The sequence below is a fragment of the Paenibacillus marchantiae genome, from assembly GCF_028771845.1.
GTDB lineage: Bacteria > Bacillota > Bacilli > Paenibacillales > Paenibacillaceae > Paenibacillus > Paenibacillus marchantiae.
In genome coordinates, this window is record NZ_CP118270.1 from 3,244,212 (window position 1) to 3,266,636 (window position 22,425).

Genomic DNA, 22,425 nt, shown 5'->3' on the forward strand with positions numbered 1-22,425 from the left:
GTGAAATAATGAATATTGGCTTAACCGGCGGGATCGCGACAGGCAAAAGCAGCGTGTCCGCCTTTCTCGCCAGTAAGGGAGCGTTGCTCATTGATGCAGATGTTATTGCCCGGGAAGTAATGCTGCCCGGGCATCCCGTTTTGGCTGCGGCTGTTCAGCGGTTCGGACAAGCCATATTGAATGAGGACGGAACACTGGATCGGAAAAAGCTTGGCAGTATTGTTTTTCAGAATCCAGAGGAACGTAAGGCACTTGAGGCTATTACACATCCAGCGATCCGCAAGGAGATGCGCGAGCGCGCTGCTCTGTACGAGCTTGAACATCCGGACAAGCTGGTCGTATCGGATATTCCGTTATTGTACGAGTCAGGGCTGGAGGATGGCTTCGAAGAGGTGATGGTTGTTTACGTTCCGAGGTCAGTGCAGCTAGAACGACTGATGAGCCGGGATGGAATGACGGCAGAACAGGCAGATGCCCGTATAGACGTGCAGATGGATATTGAAGATAAGAAGCAGCGTGCTGACGTGCTTATCGATAACAGCGGCTTGTGGTCAGAGACGGAGCAGCAACTCATTTCATTTTTGCATCGTAAGGGCCTAATATGAGATTGCTGCGTAAGAAACGGGTACTGTTGTTGATGTTTGTGTCTTTTGTATTGGTGCTGTTCCTGAATACCAATTGGATGTCATGGTTCTATCCGATTCATTATAAGGAAGAGATTCGGGCCCAGTCTCAGAGTTATGAGGTTGATCCGTTTCTCATCGCTTCCATCATCAAGGTGGAGACCAATTTTAAGACAAGCAAGGAATCCAAGAGAGGTGCCATCGGATTAATGCAGCTGATGCCTGACACCGCGAACTGGATTATGGAGCAAGCCAAAATTCCGGGAACCTCATTGGAAGAATTGAAGCACGAGCCTGAAAGGAATATCCAGCTGGGCACCTGGTATCTACGTAATCTGTCAGATCAATTTGACGGGAATGAAGCGGCTATGATTGCTGCTTACAATGCAGGTCCAGGTAAAGTGAACTCATGGTTAAGGGATGGCGTATGGGACGGTTCATTCGAGACGGTCAAAGATATTCCGTTTGGTGAAACCCGGCACTATGTACAACGCGTCATTTATTATTATAATCAATATGTAAAGATCTATAATACGTTCTAAGTTAAGACACTTTGGATTCATGCTCTAAAATAAGTAGAAGCACCGAGCAGGCCGGTTGTTCACCGGCCGCTCCATGCTCCTCTGTGTACCGTATTACGATGCAGATATTATTGGTATTGACCTGCCAATTGCTGTTCTGCAATTGTTACCAGACGCTTCGTGATGTATCCACCGATCGAACCGTTCTCGTAAGAAGTCATGTTACCTTGGTATCCGTCTTGTGGGATGCTGATTCCGAGTTCTTGAGCAACTTCATATTTCAGTTGTTCGAGAGCTGCGGAAGCTTTAGTTACCACCAGGTTGTTGGAGTTACCATTGCTTTGTGCCATTGCTGTTCACCTCCTCGCGGTTGGTAAAAGTATTATGTGTCGGCAATACGATTTTCATAACTAAATGCATGCAGGCAATTTCTGGTAAAAAGTAAAACGTGGGAAGTGATCTGATTTGAAATGTCCTTATTGCGCCTACCTGGGCACAAAGGTGCTTGATTCAAGGCCGGCCAATGAATCGAAATCGATTCGTCGTCGTCGTGAGTGTGAGCAATGTAGCCGTCGATTTACAACTTTTGAAATGGTGGAAGAAACACCGCTGATCGTCATCAAGAAAGATGGCAGTCGTGAGGAATTTAGCCGGGACAAGATTCTCCGTGGCCTGATTCGGGCTTGTGAGAAACGTCCGGTCTCTGTGGAGACACTGGAAATGATGGTATCTGAGGCAGAGAAGTCTCTGCGAAATACAGCCGATGCAGAAGTAGAGAGCCGTCAGATTGGCGAACTGCTGATGGAACAGCTGTTTCCAGTGGATGAAGTAGCCTATGTGCGCTTTGCTTCGGTGTACCGTCAATTCAAAGACATCAATATGTTCATGAAAGAACTGAAATCTTTATTGTCCAAAGACAACAACGAGGATTAGTGAAACGGGTAAAAGGGGAAGAGCATTCTGGGGTTACCATCTGTGTGTTCCAGTAAAAAGGTTGTTCTTCTCCAATCACTTTAGCTTCAAGAAAAAGTTGTTGACAGCAAAAGCTGTATTTTATATGATATAGGAGTCGCCTGCGGAGCATTGCAGTGTTGGACAACTTGTTACATTCATAATTTGGGGCCTTAGCTCAGCTGGGAGAGCGCATCGCTGGCAGCGATGAGGTCAGGGGTTCGATCCCCCTAGGCTCCACCAAAATAGTAAATGCACGCAGTCCTTGGGAACTGCGTTTTTTTGTTTTTTATGGACATATTCTGATAGAACGAAGAAAGTGCGTTTCGCAAGAACATTCGATAATTTACTGAACGAAAAAACTCATAATGTTATATAATAGCAAATAACTGGACGGGCATTTTTTTACTACATAATTTGAATTCATAGTTTCTAAAAAGGGCTGTATCTCCCCAATTCGAAAAAAAGTAACCGAAGGTCGGTATAGACAATGACAAAACAAAATTCAAAAACTAACCGAAGGGATGAAACAAACAGACAGTACACGCCAGTATGAGCGTTTTTTGGCGGTTCGACTTCATTTCACAAATAAAGCCATATATACATTGCCCAAGCAAAACCGGTCGAGCAAAGAGCATTTCGTGAAATTACGTTTTCCTGATTGAAATGTAGTCCGCAATTGAACCCTGCTGATTTAATGAAACAAATTATTTTATCGCCAACCAGAGTCATTAATCAGCTCCAATTTTAATCTTAGTTCATCTTATATGGTTCGACGGTTAAGCCTTTTTTTCGTGTGAAAATTTGTTCAGAACGTTCTTTTCCGGTTGGAATATCGAAGTGAATCCTAACTTAGAGAGTGGGTAACAGGGTATGTATCAAACAAGAACAATAAGAAAGTTATTTGTGTGTGTAATCATTTTAAGTTTGCTGCCATTGTACTTATTTGAAAAGGCGTTTGCGGCCACTCCAACAGCCGTCATTTTTGTAGCTGATGATCATCTGGCTTCCGGAGAAACGTCACTGGTGAGGATTACCTTTTCAGAAGCGGTGACTGGGTTTGACCTTGCTGATTTGACCATAGGTAGCGGCACTCTTGGTGGATTAACAAATTATGACAATATTAACTATACCGCAACCCTCACGCCGCCCCTAAGCAATTTCAGCGGTCCATTCCATATTTCGCTCGATCACTCAGGTGTAACTGCCGCAGGCGTTGCGGGGAACGGAACCACCATATCAAACAATTACTTTGTTGACACAGTTGGGCCTTCCGTGACAAGCGTGGATGTTCCTGCCAATGGTACTTATGGTGCAGGAGAGGACTTGAATTTTACAGTGAACATGGACGAGGTCGTGTTTGTTACGGACACTCCAACAATCTCTATAGTTGTAGGAACAACAACTGTGTATGCAACCTATGCAGGCGGTTCGGGATCAAACGCGTTGCGATTCAGATATACTGTCCAAACCGGACTATCCGATAGTAACGGGATTACTATTGGAGCCTTGTCTCTAAATGGCGGATCAATTATGGATGAAGCAGGCAACGCTGCAGCATTAATGTTTAATAACGTGGGCAGTACGGCGAACGTGCTAGTCAATGCAATCGCGCCGACGATCACAAGTATGTCGCCGGCATCGGGTCCGACGTCAGGAGGAACGACCGTCACGTTGACCGGTACAAATCTGACCGGGGCAACCGCGGTGAAGTTTGGTGCAACGGCGGCGGCGTCCTATACCGTAAATTCGGCAACGTCAATCACGGCAACCGCCCCGGCGGGTAGTTTGGGAACTGTAGACGTAACGGTAACGACGTCGGGCGGGACTTCAGCGACATCGGCGGTGGATCAGTATACGTATATGTCCATGGCCGCGCCGACGATTGTAGGGTTGTCGCCGATATCAGGTCCGACGTCTGGAGGCACGACCGTCACGTTGACCGGTACGAATCTGACCGGGGCGACCGCGGTGAAGTTCGGTGCAACTTCGGCGTCCTATACCGTAAATTCGGCAACGTCAATCACTGCCATCGCTCCGGCGGGTAGTGCAGGAACCATAGACGTAACGGTAATGACATCAGGCGGTACATCGGCGACATCGGCAGCGGACCAATATACGTACCTTGCCGAACCGACGATTACCAGCATGTCGCCGACATCGGGTCCAACATCCGGAGGCACGATCGTCACATTGACCGGTACGAATCTGACCGATGCAACGGCGGTGAAGTTCGGTGCAACGGCGGCGGCGTCCTATACCGTGAACTCAGCGACACAAATTACGGCGACCGCTCCGGTGGGTAGTGCAGGAACCGTAGACGTAACGGTAACGACATCAGGCGGTACATCGGCGACATCGGCAGCGGACCAATATACGTACCTGGCTGAACCCACAATTACAAACATGTCGCCGACATCGGGTCCGACGTCCGGAGGCACGATCGTCACATTGACGGGTACGAATCTGACCAGGACGACTGGGGTTACGTTCGGCGGAAGAGCGGCGACGTCCTATACTGTAAATTCGGCAATGCAAATTATGGCAACCGCTCCGGCGGGTAGTGCAGGAACCGTAAATATCGTGGTGACGACACCAGGAGGAACCGCAACGTTGATGGGCGGCTACACATACTTCATGGCCGAACCGACGATTACAAGCGTGTCGCCGACATCGGGTCCGACGTCCGGAGGCATGATCGTAACATTGACCGGTACGAATCTGACCGATGCAACGGCGGTGAAGTTCGGTGCAACGGCGGCGTCCTATACCGTGAACTCAGCGACACAAATCACGGCCATCGCCCCGGCGGGTAGTGCAGGAACCATAGACGTAACGGTAACGACGCCTGGTGGTACATCGGCGACATCGGCAGCGGACCAATATACGTACCATGCCGAACCGACGATTACAAACATGTCGCCGACATCGGGTCCGACGTTCGGAGGCACGATCGTCACATTGACCGGTACGAATCTGACCGATGCAACGGCGGTGAAGTTCGGTGCAACGGCGGCGTCCTATACCGTGAACTCAGCGACACAAATCACGGCCATCGCTCCGGCGGGTAGTGCAGGAACCGTAGACGTAACGGTAACGACGCCTGGTGGTACATCGGTGACATCGGGAGTAGCCCAATTTACTAGGTTTGTTGTTACGTACGCGATTAGCCCGTTGTCAGATGAGGCGCTGAATGCGCTGACTGCGGGCTATGCTTCGGGGATGCAGGAAACGAAAACGGTCAATTTGACGCGAACGGGATCTGGTGACTTGGTGAGCTTGACGACAACGCTCGGCGGAACAAACGCCAGTAGCTTTACGATTACGCAGCCGACGGTGACAACGCTCAATGGTGGGAAGCCGTCGACGACCTTTACGGTAAAAGCCAATGACGAACTCGCCGCCGGGACGTATAAAGCTACGGTAACAGTGTCGGCATCGGGCATGACGCCGGTAACCTTTAATGTAACGCAGGTTGTTAATAGTGGCAGTAGTGGTGGAACTACTCCTGTTGGAACTACTCCTCTTGCTTCAACCCATTTGGATATTGACCAAAACGGCATTATGATTGATTCGGCTAAAATCGATAGCAGTAAGCCGTCCGTCACTCTTGAAGTTACACCAAAAGACGGCTTTGCCTATGTCAGCATACCGGCAAGCATTTTAACGAGCATTGAGGGCAAGAACGCTACCTTCTTCATCGAGATCAAGACCCCTTACGGCAGCTATCAAGTGCCGGTCAATCTGGCATCTCTCATTCCGGGGCTGAAGGACTTGCTAGCTAAGAATAATGTGAATAACGATGACATTAGCTTTAAAATTACGCTAACCGACAAGTCCGGCGATAAGGACATCCAAGCAGTATTTGCAAACAGCCTCCCGAATGCTCAAGCAATGGGTGCGATTGTAGATTTTCATATCTATATCATCAACACCAAGACGGGACAAGCGATCGGAACGGTAGATAAGTTCAGCAAGGCGCTTACAAGAGTGATTCCGATGCCCAAGAGCGTGGGGGGCATGCCTGCTCAATGGGGGGCATTCCGCTATAACGTAACGACAAAGAAATTGGAGTTTGTTGCAGCTGAGAAGAAACAGATTGACGGCGTGTGGGTTGTAAAGATCAGCTCCTATTCAAACAGTGTCTACGTTGTGGCACAAAACACGGTAAGTTTTGTTGATGTACAGCAGCATTGGAGCCAATCAGATGTCGATCTTGCTGCAGCCAAAGGTTTAGTCGAAGGCGTAGGCGGAGGACTGTATGATCCCAACAAAGCGTTAACCAGAGCAGAGTTTACCGCTATGTTAGTCCGGGCGCTTGGACGCGGGACATCTGATAAGTACATTTCGCCCTACAACGATGTCAGACCAGGTACGTGGTATTCAGGCGAGGTATCCATAGCGAAGGAGCTCGGACTGCTCGCCTTTGTGAAAGAAAACAGCTTTTCCCCTAATCAGCCGCTTACACGAGAGGAAATGGCTAGTATGCTGGCGGCAGTGGCGGGACTTGAACAGTTGCCGATATCCAAAGAGCCGGTGAGCCTTAATGGCTTCAAGGATATCGGAAACGCGGATACAGCCTATCTTGAGGACCTTCGCCTGATGGTCAAGCTTGATATCATGACAGGTACGGGCGCAAATACGTTCGATCCAAAGGGGGAGTCGACACGCGCGCAAGCGGCGGTTGTGTTTATCAGGATGCTACAGACGATGGGTTCAATCGATAGATAAGATTCAAGGGTAAAACATACCATTAAGAAATATTGAGTTTTTATATCCCGGTCTTAGCGCAGCTGGGAGAGCACATCGCTGGCAGCGATGTGGTCAGGGGTTCGAGGCTTCGATCCCCCTAGGCTCCAATGTCAAAAAGCCTTAAACACAAAGATTGCAAGTGTTTGAAGGCTTTTTTTCTATATTATGCTTTTTAATTTTTACAAAGGTTTTAAGAGCATCCCTCAAAGTCATAGGAGTGGAGGAGAACGGATGATTCAAATCATTGCGGTGGATGATGAGAAGCCAGCTCTTCGCAGAGTTACGAAATTATTGGAACTGATTCCGCAAGTTCAGATAGTAGGCTTGTTCCATAGTTCGACGGATTGCTTGGAATATATTTTAACGGAGCCGGAAAGAATCGATTTGGCCTTGCTTGATATCGAGATGCCTATGATAAACGGTTTGGAGCTGGCACGACGACTTCAGGAATGCAGGCCAGAGATTCATATCGCATTTCTGACGGCCTATGAGGGGTATGCCAAGAGTGCTTTTGAGGTAGAAGCCATCGATTTTTTATTGAAGCCCATTCTGCAGAATGACCTGGAACGAACAATCGGAAGGCTCGTGAAAAGGAACGGTAGCAAGAATGAGGCAACGCATCAGTCTAAACGTGGAATTGCAGTTCAACGCTTCGGTCCCTTCAACGTTTTAGCGGAGAGCGGCGACATGATTCGCTTTCGTAATTCTAAGTCCAAGGAGCTCTTGGCTTATCTTCATCATCATCAAGGAAAAGCGGTCAGTAAAGCGCAGATTATGGATGAAATATGGTATGGGAAGGACGAACAGCGGACGCAAACCAATTTGTATTCGACGATTTATCAGCTTCGTAAGGATTTGGAGGTCTCGGGGATATCCGATCTTATATCTCAGACTAAAACGGCTGGTGGCAGCTACAGTCTGAATTGGCGGGTATCATTCGATGATGTCGATTCATATGAAGAAGAGGTACGGTTATTCAAACAGAATTCATCCTTAACACATGCGCTGAAGGCTGTCCAATTATATGGAGAGGGTTATCTATCGGGGAGCGGTTATGCTTGGGCAACGACGCGACAAGCTGAGCTTGAGCTCGGCTACGCAGAATTGCTTGAAGCAATAGTTAAGGTTTACGTGCGACAACAGCGTTTCGATATCGCATTGAATCTGATGCGCAAGTGGGCGGAGTTAAATCCCTTGAGTAGCCTGCTCCATGTCAAAATGATTTCGTTGCTGCTCCTGATGAAAAGGGAAGACGACGCAAGGTCTTATTATGAGATTGTTCGGGATCTACTCGATCAAGATGAGGAGTCATCGAGGTTCGATTTCAAACGGTTTTGCTCCGAACCTTCACGCCAATTTATTTGAAGTAGCACACGGTAGATTCTGTCTAAACAGTAACTACCGTTTATTTATTTTAAATATCAATAATACCTAACAGGAAGCGCTTTCTTTTCAGATTACAGAGGAAAGCTTTGCTGTACAGTATGGAGGAGCACAACAGCCAAGCTCTGTTAATTCCTGCATTGTGACTGAGGGGAAACGAGAGTTCAGCAATGCTACTATTCATATAGAGGAGAAATAGAAGTGCACAACATGATTCGCGGAATTAAACAGAAGATAATAATCTTGGTTATTCTCGCTTTGACGTTACCTACACTGATGGATACTGGGACTGGCACGGCTCTTGCACAGGGGGGGACGGTAACAGAAATTTCGGCGAGTTCCGCATCGTCGACCTATGGAAAGGAAGTTACCTTTACCGCCACGGTAACGAATCCGGCAATCGAACAAACCATACCAAGCGGGATGGTAACCTTTATGGATGGGGAACAAGCTCTGGTGACGGCTCCTTTAAGGCAGCCTGAGCCTAAGATTACAACATCTTCTACAAATGCTTTAATCCCTCCTGGAAGTAAAGTGGTTTGCACAGACAGCCCTAACAATACCTGTCCCATTGTTCAGTGGGGGCAATACACGTACTGGGCTTATAGTTATACCAATAATGACAATGCTATGAATATTGTCGCTTACGATGCTTCCGGCAACATCGTGAAGCAATGGACAAAAGGGGGGGCACGTTATTTGTCGAAAATTACGATGGATGCTGCTGCGCAGACCCTCACCTTCTGGGGGCAAGGCAATGATAGCATTACAATGGGTTTGGAAGAATTACTCGCGCCTGCGTCCATTGCCAACTTCACGACAGCGGATCTAAGGATCGGCACACACGCCATTCGTGCTGTGTACTCAGGTGACGCCAATTATTCCTCAAGTGAAACATCTGAATTGAGTTATGAGGTAAACCGGATTCCTTCATTTACCGAGTTAAGCTCAAGCGAGAATCCTTCACGGATAGGAAAGTCTGTTGATTTAATTGCGTCAGTAACGTCTTCAGATCTTCAGGAACCTCTTACAGGAACAGTTGATTTCATAAACGGGTCGAATCATTTGATAGGCTCAGCAACTGTAGTTGATGGCATAGCCACACTTTCCGTCTCTTCTTTTTCTGTCGGATTAAACAGTATAGAGGCAAAGTATAACGGGGATGACCTCTATGCAGGCAGTCACTCTTTCTTTCAACAGGCAGTTGATCTGAAGCGTTCATCGGCTCAGTTGACGAGCAGTAAATCGGAAACACTGCACGGAGATTCAGTCGTCTTGACAGCAAAGATAGATAGTCCGGATGGCGGTACACCCACCGGAGACGTCGTTTTTCAGGATGGTGAGGAGCAAATTGCTCAAGTATCTTTATCCAGTGGCAAGGCAACTTTTACGACTTCAGAGCTGGGTATCGGCAATCATTCCCTTACGGCAACCTATGAAGGAGACGATACGTTCTATGAAAGTGTCTCCGGTGACATCAGCTTAAAAGTCAGTGTGAATACATTAGCAACGTTGAATTCCACTATTGGAACAGTAAGTAAAGGTGGGACAAGTCAGGAAACGATTAAAAATATCCCATATGGTACAACGCTTGCTGCGCTCAAAGCTGCCATTACCCCTGCAGCACATGCAACATTTGAAGTTTACGATGCGGATGGGATTCATGTAGCACAAACATTGGAAACTGGCAGGAAAGTCATTGTTATAGCAGAGGACGGAGTAACAAAGGTAACTTATACAATTACGTTGCTTGCACAGACGCAGAACCCACCAGAGGCTCCAACGACGGGCGGCGGTTCGTCGTTTCCTAGCGAGGCATTATCGAAGCCAAACAATGCTCCGGTTATTTCAAGTAATGGTCAACTAAAGCTTATGGCAGGCCAAGCAGGAGAGGTTAGCTTGGGGACCGAGATTAAAATCTCAATTCCGACTAACGCCACTGTGAAAGATCTGCAATTGATCATTAAAAAGGTGCAGGATACGTTTAGCCTTTTAAAAAATAACGAGATTCTTGCCAGCCCGGTTTATGAGCTTGAGAAAAATTTTGCAGAAAACTTCAATTCTCCGATTACACTGACCTTCGTGTTTGATCCATCCGTCGTTAAAGGCAAGCAGCAAGTTGCAGTCTTTTATTATGATGAAGGCAAAAAGATTTGGGTGGAAGTTGGTGGTAAAGTTATCGGAAATCAAATAACTGTCGATGTCGATCACTTCACCAAGTTTGCGGTTCTGTCCATCGACAAAACGCCGACCATAAACGTCAGTGATATTACCGGACATTGGGCGGAAGCCAATATTCAAAAAGCGATTGCAAGCGGAATCGTCAACGGATACACCGATGGTACGTTTAAGCCTAATTCGACAGTAACACGTGCAGAATTCGCGGTGATGCTGATGAATGTGTTGAAACCACAGGGCGAAGCAGTATCGCTATCGTTCACAGACGAGACCGAAATTGATACATGGGCAAGGACGGCAGTTGCACAGGCGGTACAAGCAGGTATTATTAAAGGATACACCGATGGTGCTTTCCATCCAAATGATCACATTACACGTGCAGAGATGGCCATCATGCTTGCTAAAGCTTCGGGTATAACCATTGAGAATAATGCTGTAACCAACTTTGCTGACGATAAGGATATTGCAGCTTGGGCAAGTGGAAGCATCCTTTATGTGCAGCAGGCAGGTTTGATGCAAGGAAAAGGAAATCATATGTTTGCGCCGAATGATAAAGCAACTAGAGCGGAGGCCGTAACTGTTCTGCTGAATAGATCAGTCCAACAAGAGCAATAACGTTCAGAATTTTTGGTAAAGGTTGTTGTTACTCAACAATGGTTTATGCTTTGGCCCTAATTCAATTAGGGCTTTTTTTATTTTCAGATGATTACAAGATCCGACTATGAGGTGCACCAGATGAAGAGAAGAACAATAATAAGACAAACATGCTATGGAACGTGTTTTGCATTGAATTAACCTATGCTAATTCTCCTTATGAACTCTCACATAGTTATGGCGACAATCGTATAAGCTATTTATAATCGGAATGCTAGTATTCTGAAGGAAGCCTTAATGTTAAAATAGTCATGCAGAGCCGTTTATCAGGCATCATCCCATCATCAGTAAGTGGACTGAGTGACCCCAGAACGGAACGATTATTTTAGTTTTCCGCTAACAGTCATAACAGTCACGGAGGATAAGAAAATGAACAACTCGGAATGGGCAGAGTCCTATTTTCCAATATATACAGCAGACAGCATTCAATCATTGTATAGTACGTCAACCATGCCGATACATAGGATCCATGAGAACCTAACCGTTCTGTTGGCCGTTTCAAGTGGTAAGGGTTCACTTCATCTCGACGATCACATATACGAACTCACCGATGGCATGGTAATCCTTATTCCGGCGCAGAGTGATGTCGTTATACAGGGGAATCAGATGCATCCACTTCATATATACACCCTCTCCATTCGCACGCAAGAACAGAAGAGATCACTGCCAATGATAGCCATGGGACGGTCCAGTGTGCTCGCAACAGAAACTCTTATTGAGTTCTATGAACCTGCGATTGCAGCACAGCTTGAGGAGCTCTATATGTATCGTTTACCTGGAAATGAAGTCAGGCATATGCGTAACCAGATTCTGTTTCATCAAGTACTGATGAGTCTGTTGGAACGAATGGAAGCAAAATATATTGCGAGTGAGCAACCATCTATGGAACGCAGCATCACATTTATGGAAAACCATGTTAGTGAGAAGATAACAACCGAAGGACTTTCCGAAATTGCGGGAGTCAGTCGCTCTCACTACTCCATCCTATTTAAGCAGCTTACTGGATTTTCACCCAATGAGTATCTCTCACGCTTGCGTGTTCACCGTGCCAAAGAGTTATTAATTGGCGGGTCCGCTTCACTTCGTGAGATCGCGCTGAAGGTCGGATATAAGGATGAATTCTATCTTAGTCGTCGCTTCAAGCAGCAGACAGGAGAGAGTCCTTCAGGTTACACACGTCGCAGACCTTCTCAACGAGTGGCTGTGTGGTGTGCACCTTATGCAAGCCATCTAATGTTACTTGGATTGGAACCAGCGGTCGTCATCTCGGAAAGCAGCGAATATGTAAGCACAGAGGGAGTTAGCCCACCTCAAACGATACGTTTTATCCATTCTGACAGTTCACCTGAACAAATAAAGTCCGCATTGCTAGATGCTAATATTGAGCTCATCATTGCAGCAAATCAGCATCTACATATGAACGGATTAAGTTCTGAACGTCTGAGATCCATCGCTCCTATTGTTGAAATTGCTTGGATGGAGCTTGGTTGGAAAGAACATCTGCGGTTTATCGCACAGGCCATTCAAAGGGGGGAGAAGGCAGAACAATGGCTGGCAGACTTTGAAAGGGAAGAACAGCAGGCACGGGAAGCCATTCAGACGAGCCAGATTGTGAATGAGACGCTGACCATTCTCGTCATAAAACCGGATACTTTACAAATATATGGAATCAGAAATGTCGGATATGTGATGTATCAATCACTCGGATTACGTCCTCCGGCCAAGATTGCCCAGGAAATACAGAGGTTTGGCGACCAATTTCATTCGGTCTCTATCCAACTGTCGGAACTTCAGGATTACGAGGGCACTCGTATGCTCGTCATTGTTTTTCCAGATGAAAAGGGGTCCAAGGCTCATTCAGAAGGTATATTTAACTCGGAATACTGGAAAGGGCTTGAGGCAGTGAAGCGAAATCGGATCTATCATCTGGAGCAGGAAGAGTGGATACCCTACAACCCGGTTTCCATTCGTTTGCAGCTCGGACGGGCTGTATCCTTATGGACTGGCATCCAATAATCCAAAGGTTTTCTCAAACAAAAAGGCATGGTTAGGTTCATCCTGCATGCCTATAATTAGCTATTGTAATGAGAATGATTTTCATATTCAAAGAGAAAAGGGAGAGAGTCATCTAATGAGAAAGCTTTTTGTTCCATTTATATTAGTTCTGGTCTTATTGCTTAGCGCTTGTGGAAGCAACTCAGCCAAAGATACAACGGAGAATGCAACTACATCCAACGAATCCACTTCTTCGAACACGGATTCAACAGGTTCTTCATCCGAGTCAGATTCGGGTACGTTCACATATCAATCGGAGACAGGTCCTGTGGAAGTTCCTTCCCACCCGCAACGTGTGGTTGTGCTGACCCGATTCCTGACAGGAAACGTGATGGCACTGGATGTGCCGCTGGTTGGTGTGGATGAAATGTCCAAGGAGAACCCGAATTTCAAAGATAAACTTGCGAATACTGAGGCGGTTACCGACGAAAGTCTGGAGAAAATTATTGAATTGAACCCAGATCTGATTATCGGCCTGTCTGATATCAAGAACATTGATAAGCTGAAGCAAATTGCTCCAACAGTCACCTATACATATGGTAAGGTGGACTTCCTCAAGCAACAACTGGAGATCGGAAAGCTTGTGAACAAAGAAAAAGAAGCCCAGGCCTGGGTTGACGATTTTGACGCTCGAAGCAAAAAAGTAGGGGAAGAAATCAAAGCCAAAATTGGCGACAATGCGACTGTATCCGTTATTGAAACGTTCAATAAACAACTTTATGTGTATGGCGAAAATTTCGGACGTGGAACGGAAATACTTTATAATCAATTCGGTTTAGGTATGCCAGTTAAGGTCAAGGAAGCTACTAAGAAAGACGGATTCTTTGCTGTATCGAACGAAGTATTGAAAGACTACATGGGAGACTATGTAATATTCAGTAAAAATGCCGATGAGGACAATTCGTTCCAAAATACCGAAACATACAAAAATATTGATGCGGTGAAAAATAATCGAGTATTTGAAGCCGATGCCAAGGCATTCTACTTCAATGATCCACTCAGCATGGAATACCAGCTGGAATTCTTTATCGAACATTTTCTTGGCAAGTAAAACTTGAACGCGATGAAAAATAAACGACTTCCTTTTCGGTTTGCAACCAAGCTGCTGGGTAGTGTACTCGTACTTATCGTGTGTTTCATCATCGCCATGATGTTTGGCGCAGAAGAAACGACATTCCGCAATCTATGGCTGACCCTGACCTCTGCGACGAAGAACGATAATATTCTTATTCTGCGAGAGATCAGACTCCCACGGGAACTCGCTGCCATGCTGATCGGAGCGGCTCTCGCCGTCTCCGGAGGCATCATGCAGGGAATTACTCGCAATCCGCTGGCTGATCCTGGACTGCTCGGTTTGACTTCAGGTGCCAATATGGCACTCGCCCTGGCTTTTGTTTTCATGCCATCACTCGGATATTTTGGAATTATGGTCGCTTGTTTTGTTGGTGCTGCACTTGGAGCAGCATTGGTTATTGTGCTCGGCTCGATGCGGAGGGGGAGCTTATCCCCTATTCGGGTAGTGCTTGCCGGGGCAGCTGTATCCGCTTTTATGTATGCCATCTCGGATGGCATCAGTATCTTTTTCAAAATTTCCAAGGATGTATCCATGTGGACTTCGGGAGGACTCATCGGAACGACATGGGGCCAGATTCAAGCTATTGCGCCTGTCATACTGATTGGTTTAGCTGTAGTTCCGTTTCTTTCCAACCAGATCAACATTCTTAGCCTGAGCGATGAGGTGGCGACTGGACTGGGGCAGAAACTTGTACTCGTCAAAACTGTTCTGTTCCTGCTGGTCATCGTGCTTACCGGAGCGTCGGTTGCATTGATCGGAAATATGGCCTTTGTCGGCTTAATGATCCCGCACATTGTCCGTAAATTGGTGGGCACGGATTATCGGTATATTATACCCGTATCCATTTTTGCCGGAGCATCGTTTATGCTGGTTGCCGAAACACTGGGTCGAACGATAAATGCACCTTACGAAACACCTGTGGTCGCCATTGCTTCCATGCTTGGATTACCTTTCTTCCTGTTCGTTGTGCGTAGAGGGGGCAAAGCGTTCTCATGACAATGTCTGCGCGAATTCGCAAGCAACGACTGATTCTGCTCGTGTGTTTGCTGCTGATCCTCATCACGGCTGTGGTAGGTATGAGCTGGGGGTATTCCTCGTTGTCTTTCAAAAGGGTAATTCCGGTGTTATTTGGCCAAGGTACATTTAAAGAAGACTTTGTTCTGTTTTCGGTCCGATTACCTCGAATTTTTATTACATTACTAGCTGGTATGGCGCTTGCGCTGTCAGGCTCTATTTTTCAGAGCATTACGCGTAATGACTTGGCCGATCCAGGCATCATTGGAATCAATTCAGGTGCAGGTGTTGCCGTTGCCATCTTCTTTCTGTATTTCCCGATTGAAGTGGGCACGTTCGTTTATATGTTACCGTTAGCTGCTTTTATTGGTGCATTACTGACAGCCGCGCTCATCTATCTGTTCTCCTATAGCCGGACCAAGGGACTTGATCCCATAAAAATGGTGTTGGTCGGGGTTGGATTCTCGATGGCGCTGTCAGGCATCATGATTGTCATCATATCTTCGGCGGAGCGATCCAAGGTCGACTTTATTGCCAAGTGGATCTCCGGAAACATATGGGGGGCAGACTGGCCATTCATATGGGCTTTGCTGCCTTGGCTGATTGTGTTAATCCCGCTTACTTTGTTCAGAACCAGACGGCTTGATCTCATGGGATTGAACGAAGAAACGGCAATCGGAGTGGGGTTGAAGCTGGAGCGGGAACGCTTGGTACTCATGGTGATTGCTGTTGCAGCTGCCGCATCTGCTGTATCGGTTACGGGAGGAATCGCGTTTATCGGTTTGATGGCTCCACACATCGCCAAAGCGCTGGTCGGTCCACGTAACTCGTTATTTATTCCTGTAGCCGTTCTGCTTGGAGGCTGGCTTCTATTAATTGCAGATACGGTTGGACGCAACCTGGTTGATCCTGATGGAATTGCAGCAGGAATTATGGTCTCCCTAATCGGTGTGCCGTATTTTGTCTATTTATTATTGAAGAAATAATCTAAAAATCTTTAGATTAATTGAACACATAGCTAATGAGGCTATCTTTTGTCGTCAAGACAAGGGATGGCCTTTGTTTGTAGTTTTGACGGGGGAAAGGTGAACTAAGCAACCCAGTATGACTTGATTCGTGTGATAAGATAAAATAGGCACAGTTTAAACCGATTCTAAAAGATAGGTGGAATTACCATGACAGATGTGGATCAATTAGCTTCAATATTTGCAGATAATTCTTTTAAAATAGATGGAATCAATCGATTGGTTTTACAGCCCAAAAGTATATTGCGTGAATTCAGAACATTAAATCATGGATTTCTTTTTGTGGTACGGGGAGAAGCCAGTATGTCAGTAGATGGAACGATATACGAATTACAGCCCGGGTCCGTTTTTCATGCAGCACCAGGCATGCAGTTGGACTCACAAGTGAATGGTCATTCAGAGTATGAATATTATTTAGTATTTTATAGTTTTGACCTATTGGAAAAGGGCGACAGCATTCAGGAATGCGACTCTCATTTCAAATTGGACTCCGGGGCCAATCCAAGGGTTGTTGAATTACTGGTTATGCTGCAGGAACAATTACACGCGCAAGGGGGAATTGGCAAACTTCGAGTCAAAGAATTATTTTTGAGCATCATGGTTCAGGTTTTTACAGGCTGCAGTCAACGGGAAAATGGAACTTCGCCGAGTGAAAAGGTGATTGAGCAAGCCATCTCTTATATACATGGACATTACATGAATCTGCTGACACTGGATGAGCTAGCAGAGTTACATGGCATGAGTTCAAAGCGTTTCTCCTACTTTTTTCACAAATACACGGGATTCCGCCCAATTGACTATGTCATCCATTATCGCATGGAGAGGGCAGGGGAGCTGCTGAAATCAGGTAGTTATTTGATTCGCGATGTTGCGATCAGTGTTGGTTATACCAATCCGCTCTATTTCAGTCGAATTTTTAAAAGTAAATTTGGTGTTTCTCCTTCGGAATACACGCATCTTAATTAAGCCTCCATTAGACAATAGTACATCCCAAATTGGTGATTTGTGCATTCGCATTTTCAATGATCCTTGCTATAGTATTAAATGATAATGAGAATCATTATTATAAAGGTTTGGAAGGCTGACTGAGATGAATACAATAAAAGCTATTTATTCTCTCGATGCGTCCTCGGCCGTTCTAACCATGCAGGAATAAATGGAAGAAGAATGTTGGACAAACCAATTCGGAAATGGGGTATTCAAGATGAAAGATCATGAATTGTTTGATGTAACGATTATTGGTGGTGGGCCTGCCGGATTATTTTCAGCTTTTTATAGCGGTTTGCGTGAAATGAAAACCAAAATCATTGAATTCCAGCCCTATCTTGGCGGAAAGGTACATGTGTATCCTGAGAAAATGATCTGGGATATAGGGGGCTTACAACCCGTTCCGGGCGCACAACTAATCGAACAAATGGTCAATCAGGGGCTGACTTTCCAGCCAGAGGTTGTTCTTGGAGAAAAGGTCACGTCCATATCCAAGGATGAGCAAGGACACTTCGTACTGCACACCGCTTCTGAGGAAAAACATTACTCCAAAACTGTGATTTTAGCTATTGGTGGAGGAATTCTGAAGCCGATTAAACTGGAAATTGAAGGTGCAGAACGTTTCGAGGTAACGAACTTACATTATACAGTCAAATCGCTGTCCCGTTTCAAGGACAAAACGGTTCTGATCTCGGGTGGCGGTAATGCGGCGATTGATTGGGCAAACGAGCTTGCCCTTATTGCCAAACAAGTCTATTTAACGTATCGGAAAGATACGCTGAAAGGCCATGAAGCTGAAATATCACGTCTTGAGAATAGTTCAGTCGAATGCTTGCTCAATACAACGATTGAGAAGCTGGTCGCTACAGACGATCATCAACAGATTGAGACGGTTGTGCTGAAGCGTAATGAGGACGGAGCTTCATTGGAGCTGGCCGTGGATGAGGTCATCATTAACTACGGTTATGAGAGGGACAAGGAATTGCTTGTGAACAGTCATATTAAGATTGATATGAAGGATCATTGGATCGCAGGCACACCAGTCAGCGAAACATCCGTACCGGGCATTTTTGCTGCGGGAGATATTTTGCATCATGAAGGGAAGCTTCATTTGATCGCAGGAGCGTTCCAGGACGCAGCCAATGCGGTGAACAAAGCCAAACTGTACGTGGCACCCGAAGCCAATACACATGGAATGGTTTCCTCGCACAATGACTTGTTCACGCAGAAAAACCGTGAGCTGATGAAGCATCTATATACCAAATAAAATACAACAAACTAAAATGTTCATCATAAAAAAATTCGTTCAATATCAAAAAAGCCGCTCACCCGTCAGCATGACGAGGAGCGGTTTCTTTTTCACAAGCCGACGATCTCGTCGGTCTGCTTAATTAATTAGTGTAAGGCTCATGTTTTAGCGTTTAACCGCTTCTCCAGCGAATACTTCAACGTTCATTGGAGCGGCCATGAATGCTGCTGCTTGTTGAACGAAAGCCTGGAAATGGGCGCTTGCATTATGGGAAGCTGTAGCGGCTTCGTCTTTCCACAGCTCAATCATCGTGTAGTGATGTTCGCGTTCAGTACTTTTGGCGAGATCATAGCTGATGTTGCCTTCTTCATTACGTGTTGCAGGGATCAGCACTTTTGTAGCTTCCCAAAAAGCTTGTTCCTGGTCTGGTTTAACTTGCAAGTGAGCGTGAATGATAATCATAATATTCAACCTCCATTAGTGTATTTAGAATGTTGTTATTGTTTGAAATGTAACTGGTGCTGGAGCACGTAAAACATTGACTGATATTATGCCCAAGTCGTAATTGTCTCAACAGGCAGACGGTAGGAAGGGTGACCTTCTTTGGCCGATTTACCGATCGAGATCAGCATAACGGGTTGGTAACGATCTTTATCCATACCGAATGCTTCAGCAATTTGATCTTTCTCATAACCACCGATTGGGTTAGTATCATAACCATGAGCACGTGCAGCGAGCATCAATTGCATGGAAGCCAGACCTGCGTCAATCAGATTGACATCGCGAAGAGCGGAAGCGGGCATATTTTCGTAATAAGGCATTACAGTTTTGAGCTGCATATCCTTGACTTCCTGTGGCATATAACCAAGCTCTACCGCTTTACCAAAAATTTCGTCCATGTACTCGACATTGTTCATATCAATAAATACACCAACGACTGCTGCGGAAGTCAAAACCTGATTTTGGTTGAATCTAGCGAGAGGAGCAAGCTTTTCTTTGCCTTCAGCCGTATCTACAACGAGAAAACGCCAAGGTTGCAAATTGATGGAAGATGGGGCGCGAGAAGCTTCTGACAGAATTTCTGTCATTTCTTCACGGCTGATTTTGACTTCAGGATCGTATAGTTTTACAGACCGGCGGCCGTAAGTAATTTCGTTAAAATCATTTGTCTTTTGAAAAGTGCTTTGGAATGTACTCATGTATGATTCTCTCCTCTATATATGGGTTTAGAAATTGTTTTGCATTCGTTCCAGGAAATCAGCAAGCAGATGAACTTCTTCTTCACTAAAATCCTGTAGAATCTGATTGATAAAATTGGTTTTCTCAACTTTATAACCTTCGATTTGCTTCCGTCCTTCATCCGTAAGGCGGACAAAGGTAACGCGGTTGTCTTCCGGATTTTTACGTCTGGTGACCATCGAATCGGCTTCAAGCTGCTTCAGATGGCGAGTGATCGCCGCACTGTCGATATTAATGATTTTTTGCAACATGGACTGATTAATCTCGTCCACCTGGTCCAACTCATGCAAAATCTCAAAGCGTGATGAGCTGATGCCCGTACAGCGTTCGAACTTGGGGCTGATCTTGTTACCCAGCCCGTTGAGCAGATTGATGATCTGCTCCTCCTTGGAAAACACACGTGTCATGACTAGACCTCCCGGGTGAATCTCGACCATGAACAACGGCTTATGTGAACAAAATACATAAAGTTGCCATTATACAGTGCCATTGCTTAGTCAGTAATATCTGCTAAGTTAATCTTTGACGTATCAATATTTGATGCATCAATCATTGATGGCTCAATTAATATATCATGGGTGTTTTGATTTTGCAACAGGGTAGTCATGAGAAGATAAATCCATCTATTCCAAAGCGATATTCTTCTTGGTTCCGTAGGTGTAGGTTATCCATTCAAGTAACTTTATATCGATTTATATTGTGGTTGAGAATAATTATAAACTGTAATGAGGCGATATACATACGGATGAAATTGACGTCACAGAAATGTTTAAACAATAGAGAGCTTCTAAGCTGTGCTTAGATTGCAGGGATGAGTCTCTTTGCAATGCATTAGACTTTCCTATATACTTCAAGCTATTGATCAATTAATTACTATGTAATGAAGGTGTGATAATATGGCTAAAAATGCAGCGGTATCGGTTAATCGACGTAGTGATATCATATCCGCAGCGATTGAGGTGTTTGCTGAAATTGGCTATTTTCGGGCGACCACAGCTCAGGTAGCAGAAAGAGCAAATATTTCGCAACCGTATATCTTTCGTTTCTTTAAAAGCAAAGAAGCTTTGCTGTTAACAGCACTTGAGGTATCCTGGACGCGAGTGATTGATTCATTCCGAGCGGTGGTGGAGACAGCTACTCCAGATCAGTTGGAGAACGAGTTAACAGAAGCCTATGAAGAGATTCTTAAATCTCACAAGAACGAAATTTTGCTGCAAATGCAGGCGCAGACGGTTCAGGAAGAAGTCATCCGTCAAGCGATGCAAAAAGGATTCGCAGAGGTGCGAGATATGGTATTGGAAGCTTTTACAGCCGCAGGCAGTGCCAATCCAAAGCAAAGAACGTTGATATTCTTGGCAATCGGGATGTTATGTAATATATCAACCGCACTGGATATGCCAGAGCTTATGGATAGATAGAAAGGGAAGAGTCCCTTTTTGTATTTTAGTTATTGATCAATCACTAAATATACGTTATATTGTGTTGAAGTAAGTAATTGATCAATAACTAATTGAGAGAAAGAGGTTGAGATGTAATGAAAAGAGCAATCGTGGTTGGGGCAACAGGTGGAACGGGCGCAGCGATTACAGAGGAATTGATTAAACGTGGTATTTCTACAATCATTTTTGGTCGCTCACGTCAAAAACTGGAGCAACTTGCGGTAAAACTGGGTTCGCCTGATCATCTACAGATCGCTGTTGGAGATGCATTCCGATTCGATGATATTATAGCTGCTTCACTAGAAGCCGATGTAATGTTTCATTGCGCGAATGTACCTTATAACGAAATGGAGAGCAAGCTGATTCCTCTGGGTGAATCCGTTATGGAGGCGGCAGAACAATTGGGCCTAAAGGTGGTCGTCATTGACGGGATTTATCCGTATGGCAGAAGACAAATGAAAGAAGTGACTGAAGAACATCCAAAGCAGCCGCATACTCGAAAAGGAAAGACTCGGCTTGCCTTTGAGCAGATGTTATTTAGCAGCAAATGGTGCAAAGCGCAAGTGATGATTGTTCGCTTGCCTGATTATTATGGTCCTACTGCCAATCAGGCTTCTTACCTGGGGTCTACGCTTGAAGCAATAGCGGAAGGGAAAATGACTTTTTTTATCGGAACTATGAAAATGCCACGAGAATATATCTATTTGCCAGATGCAGCGGTCATGGTTGTGGAGTTGGCGAGCAGAGATGATGCCTATCGGCAGAACTGGAATATCCCTGGTGCTGGGATAATATCTGGTAAGGAAATCGTACGTATTGCACAACAGGCGGCGGGTAAAGCGAAACCGGTCATAGCCCTCGGCAAAACAGGGCTTTCACTGCTTGGATTGGCCGTACCGGTAATGAAAGAAATTGTTGAAATGTTATATTTGACAGAAGAACCGCTGGTGTTGAGTAAAAAGAAATACGAGGCCAAGGTTGGGCCGGTGAAGATGACTTCTTTTGAAGAAGGGATTACACAGACGATAGGTGAGCTGCAAAAGAAATAAATGTGTTATGTCGATTTGTAATTGATCAATCAATAATTAAATTGCGTTATGAATCGGTTAATGCTTACGACCTAAACCAAAATGCTGAATGCTGATATGACTTCATTAATGGGCGGTGCACAAAACCTGTCCTAGACATAGAGTGTAGTATTGCAAAAGCGGAGAATAGATACGGTGTACAAGGAGGGGGGATTTTCTTGTGAGCTATATGTCCAAAAAGGAGCGCAAAAT

At 45.4% G+C, this 22,425-nt stretch carries 18 protein-coding genes and 2 tRNA genes; 16 read left to right on the top strand and 4 right to left on the bottom strand.

The features are described from left to right. Positions 1 to 8: 8 nt before the first annotated feature. Positions 9 to 605 carry a dephospho-CoA kinase gene (coaE, locus tag PTQ21_RS14970; RefSeq protein ID WP_090954532.1) on the top strand — a complete coding sequence of 199 codons (597 nt, stop codon included), beginning with the start codon at positions 9 to 11 and terminating at the stop codon, positions 603 to 605. Continuing rightward, positions 602 to 1,165 (top strand): lytic transglycosylase domain-containing protein, encoded by a 564-nt coding sequence (locus PTQ21_RS14975; RefSeq protein ID WP_063568107.1) that lies wholly within the window; start codon positions 602 to 604, stop codon positions 1,163 to 1,165. The genes coaE and PTQ21_RS14975 overlap by 4 nt, the downstream gene beginning before the upstream one ends. 107 nt (positions 1,166 to 1,272) lie before the next feature. On the opposite strand, the gene PTQ21_RS14980 is transcribed toward PTQ21_RS14975, so the two are convergent. Continuing rightward, positions 1,273 to 1,494, bottom strand: coding sequence for an alpha/beta-type small acid-soluble spore protein (locus PTQ21_RS14980; protein ID WP_053783555.1), 222 nt, complete (start codon positions 1,492 to 1,494; stop codon positions 1,273 to 1,275). Between the two features lie 115 nt (positions 1,495 to 1,609). Between PTQ21_RS14980 and nrdR the strand changes: the two genes are divergently transcribed. The 12 genes from nrdR to PTQ21_RS15040 all read left to right on the top strand — a co-directional run bounded on the left by nrdR (position 1,610) and on the right by PTQ21_RS15040 (position 18,485). Next, a complete protein-coding gene (gene nrdR, locus PTQ21_RS14985; protein ID WP_063568108.1) occupies positions 1,610 to 2,077 on the top strand; it encodes a transcriptional regulator NrdR in 468 nt (155 codons plus the stop codon). Between the two features lie 185 nt (positions 2,078 to 2,262). After that, positions 2,263 to 2,338: transfer RNA gene (locus tag PTQ21_RS14990), tRNA-Ala, on the top strand. 684 nt (positions 2,339 to 3,022) lie between these two features. Beyond that, the gene (locus PTQ21_RS14995; protein WP_274570361.1) at positions 3,023 to 6,826 is read left to right on the top strand and encodes an IPT/TIG domain-containing protein; all 3,804 of its coding nucleotides are present in this window, start codon (positions 3,023 to 3,025) and stop codon (positions 6,824 to 6,826) included. A gap of 53 nt (positions 6,827 to 6,879) precedes the next feature. Next, positions 6,880 to 6,954 (top strand) — tRNA-Ala (locus tag PTQ21_RS15000). Positions 6,955 to 7,078: 124 nt separating this feature from the next. Continuing rightward, positions 7,079 to 8,212 (top strand): response regulator, encoded by a 1,134-nt coding sequence (locus tag PTQ21_RS15005; RefSeq protein ID WP_274570362.1) that lies wholly within the window; start codon positions 7,079 to 7,081, stop codon positions 8,210 to 8,212. 228 nt (positions 8,213 to 8,440) lie between these two features. After that, positions 8,441 to 11,023 (top strand): Ig-like domain repeat protein, encoded by a 2,583-nt coding sequence (locus tag PTQ21_RS15010; RefSeq protein WP_274570509.1) that lies wholly within the window; start codon positions 8,441 to 8,443, stop codon positions 11,021 to 11,023. A gap of 408 nt (positions 11,024 to 11,431) precedes the next feature. Beyond that, entirely contained in the window at positions 11,432 to 13,078 is a 1,647-nt protein-coding gene (locus PTQ21_RS15015; protein WP_090812082.1) for a helix-turn-helix domain-containing protein, read from the top strand. A gap of 115 nt (positions 13,079 to 13,193) precedes the next feature. After that, the gene (locus PTQ21_RS15020; RefSeq protein ID WP_063568294.1) at positions 13,194 to 14,168 is read left to right on the top strand and encodes an iron-hydroxamate ABC transporter substrate-binding protein; all 975 of its coding nucleotides are present in this window, start codon (positions 13,194 to 13,196) and stop codon (positions 14,166 to 14,168) included. A 12-nt stretch (positions 14,169 to 14,180) separates the two neighbouring features. Continuing rightward, entirely contained in the window at positions 14,181 to 15,188 is a 1,008-nt protein-coding gene (locus PTQ21_RS15025; RefSeq protein WP_274570510.1) for a FecCD family ABC transporter permease, read from the top strand. Beyond that, entirely contained in the window at positions 15,185 to 16,192 is a 1,008-nt protein-coding gene (locus PTQ21_RS15030) for a FecCD family ABC transporter permease (RefSeq protein ID WP_274570363.1), read from the top strand. Before PTQ21_RS15025 ends, PTQ21_RS15030 begins: the two co-directional genes overlap by 4 nt. A gap of 189 nt (positions 16,193 to 16,381) precedes the next feature. Continuing rightward, entirely contained in the window at positions 16,382 to 17,197 is an 816-nt protein-coding gene (locus PTQ21_RS15035; RefSeq protein ID WP_063568296.1) for a helix-turn-helix domain-containing protein, read from the top strand. 238 nt (positions 17,198 to 17,435) lie between these two features. After that, the gene (locus PTQ21_RS15040) at positions 17,436 to 18,485 is read left to right on the top strand and encodes an NAD(P)/FAD-dependent oxidoreductase (protein WP_274570364.1); all 1,050 of its coding nucleotides are present in this window, start codon (positions 17,436 to 17,438) and stop codon (positions 18,483 to 18,485) included. A 147-nt stretch (positions 18,486 to 18,632) separates the two neighbouring features. On the opposite strand, the gene PTQ21_RS15045 is transcribed toward PTQ21_RS15040, so the two are convergent. From PTQ21_RS15045 to PTQ21_RS15055, 3 genes are all read right to left on the bottom strand, one after another. Next, a complete protein-coding gene (locus tag PTQ21_RS15045; RefSeq protein ID WP_274570365.1) occupies positions 18,633 to 18,929 on the bottom strand; it encodes a putative quinol monooxygenase in 297 nt (98 codons plus the stop codon). Between the two features lie 86 nt (positions 18,930 to 19,015). Next, a complete protein-coding gene (locus PTQ21_RS15050) occupies positions 19,016 to 19,666 on the bottom strand; it encodes a nitroreductase family protein (RefSeq protein WP_076289766.1) in 651 nt (216 codons plus the stop codon). A gap of 27 nt (positions 19,667 to 19,693) precedes the next feature. After that, positions 19,694 to 20,113, bottom strand: coding sequence for a MarR family winged helix-turn-helix transcriptional regulator (locus PTQ21_RS15055; RefSeq protein WP_063568299.1), 420 nt, complete (start codon positions 20,111 to 20,113; stop codon positions 19,694 to 19,696). Positions 20,114 to 20,602: 489 nt separating this feature from the next. On the opposite strand from PTQ21_RS15055, the gene PTQ21_RS15060 reads away from it, so the two are divergent. Then, positions 20,603 to 21,124 (top strand): TetR/AcrR family transcriptional regulator, encoded by a 522-nt coding sequence (locus tag PTQ21_RS15060; protein ID WP_063568300.1) that lies wholly within the window; start codon positions 20,603 to 20,605, stop codon positions 21,122 to 21,124. Between the two features lie 116 nt (positions 21,125 to 21,240). Next, positions 21,241 to 22,194 carry an SDR family NAD(P)-dependent oxidoreductase gene (locus PTQ21_RS15065; RefSeq protein ID WP_269055749.1) on the top strand — a complete coding sequence of 318 codons (954 nt, stop codon included), beginning with the start codon at positions 21,241 to 21,243 and terminating at the stop codon, positions 22,192 to 22,194. Positions 22,195 to 22,425: the final 231 nt, after the last annotated feature.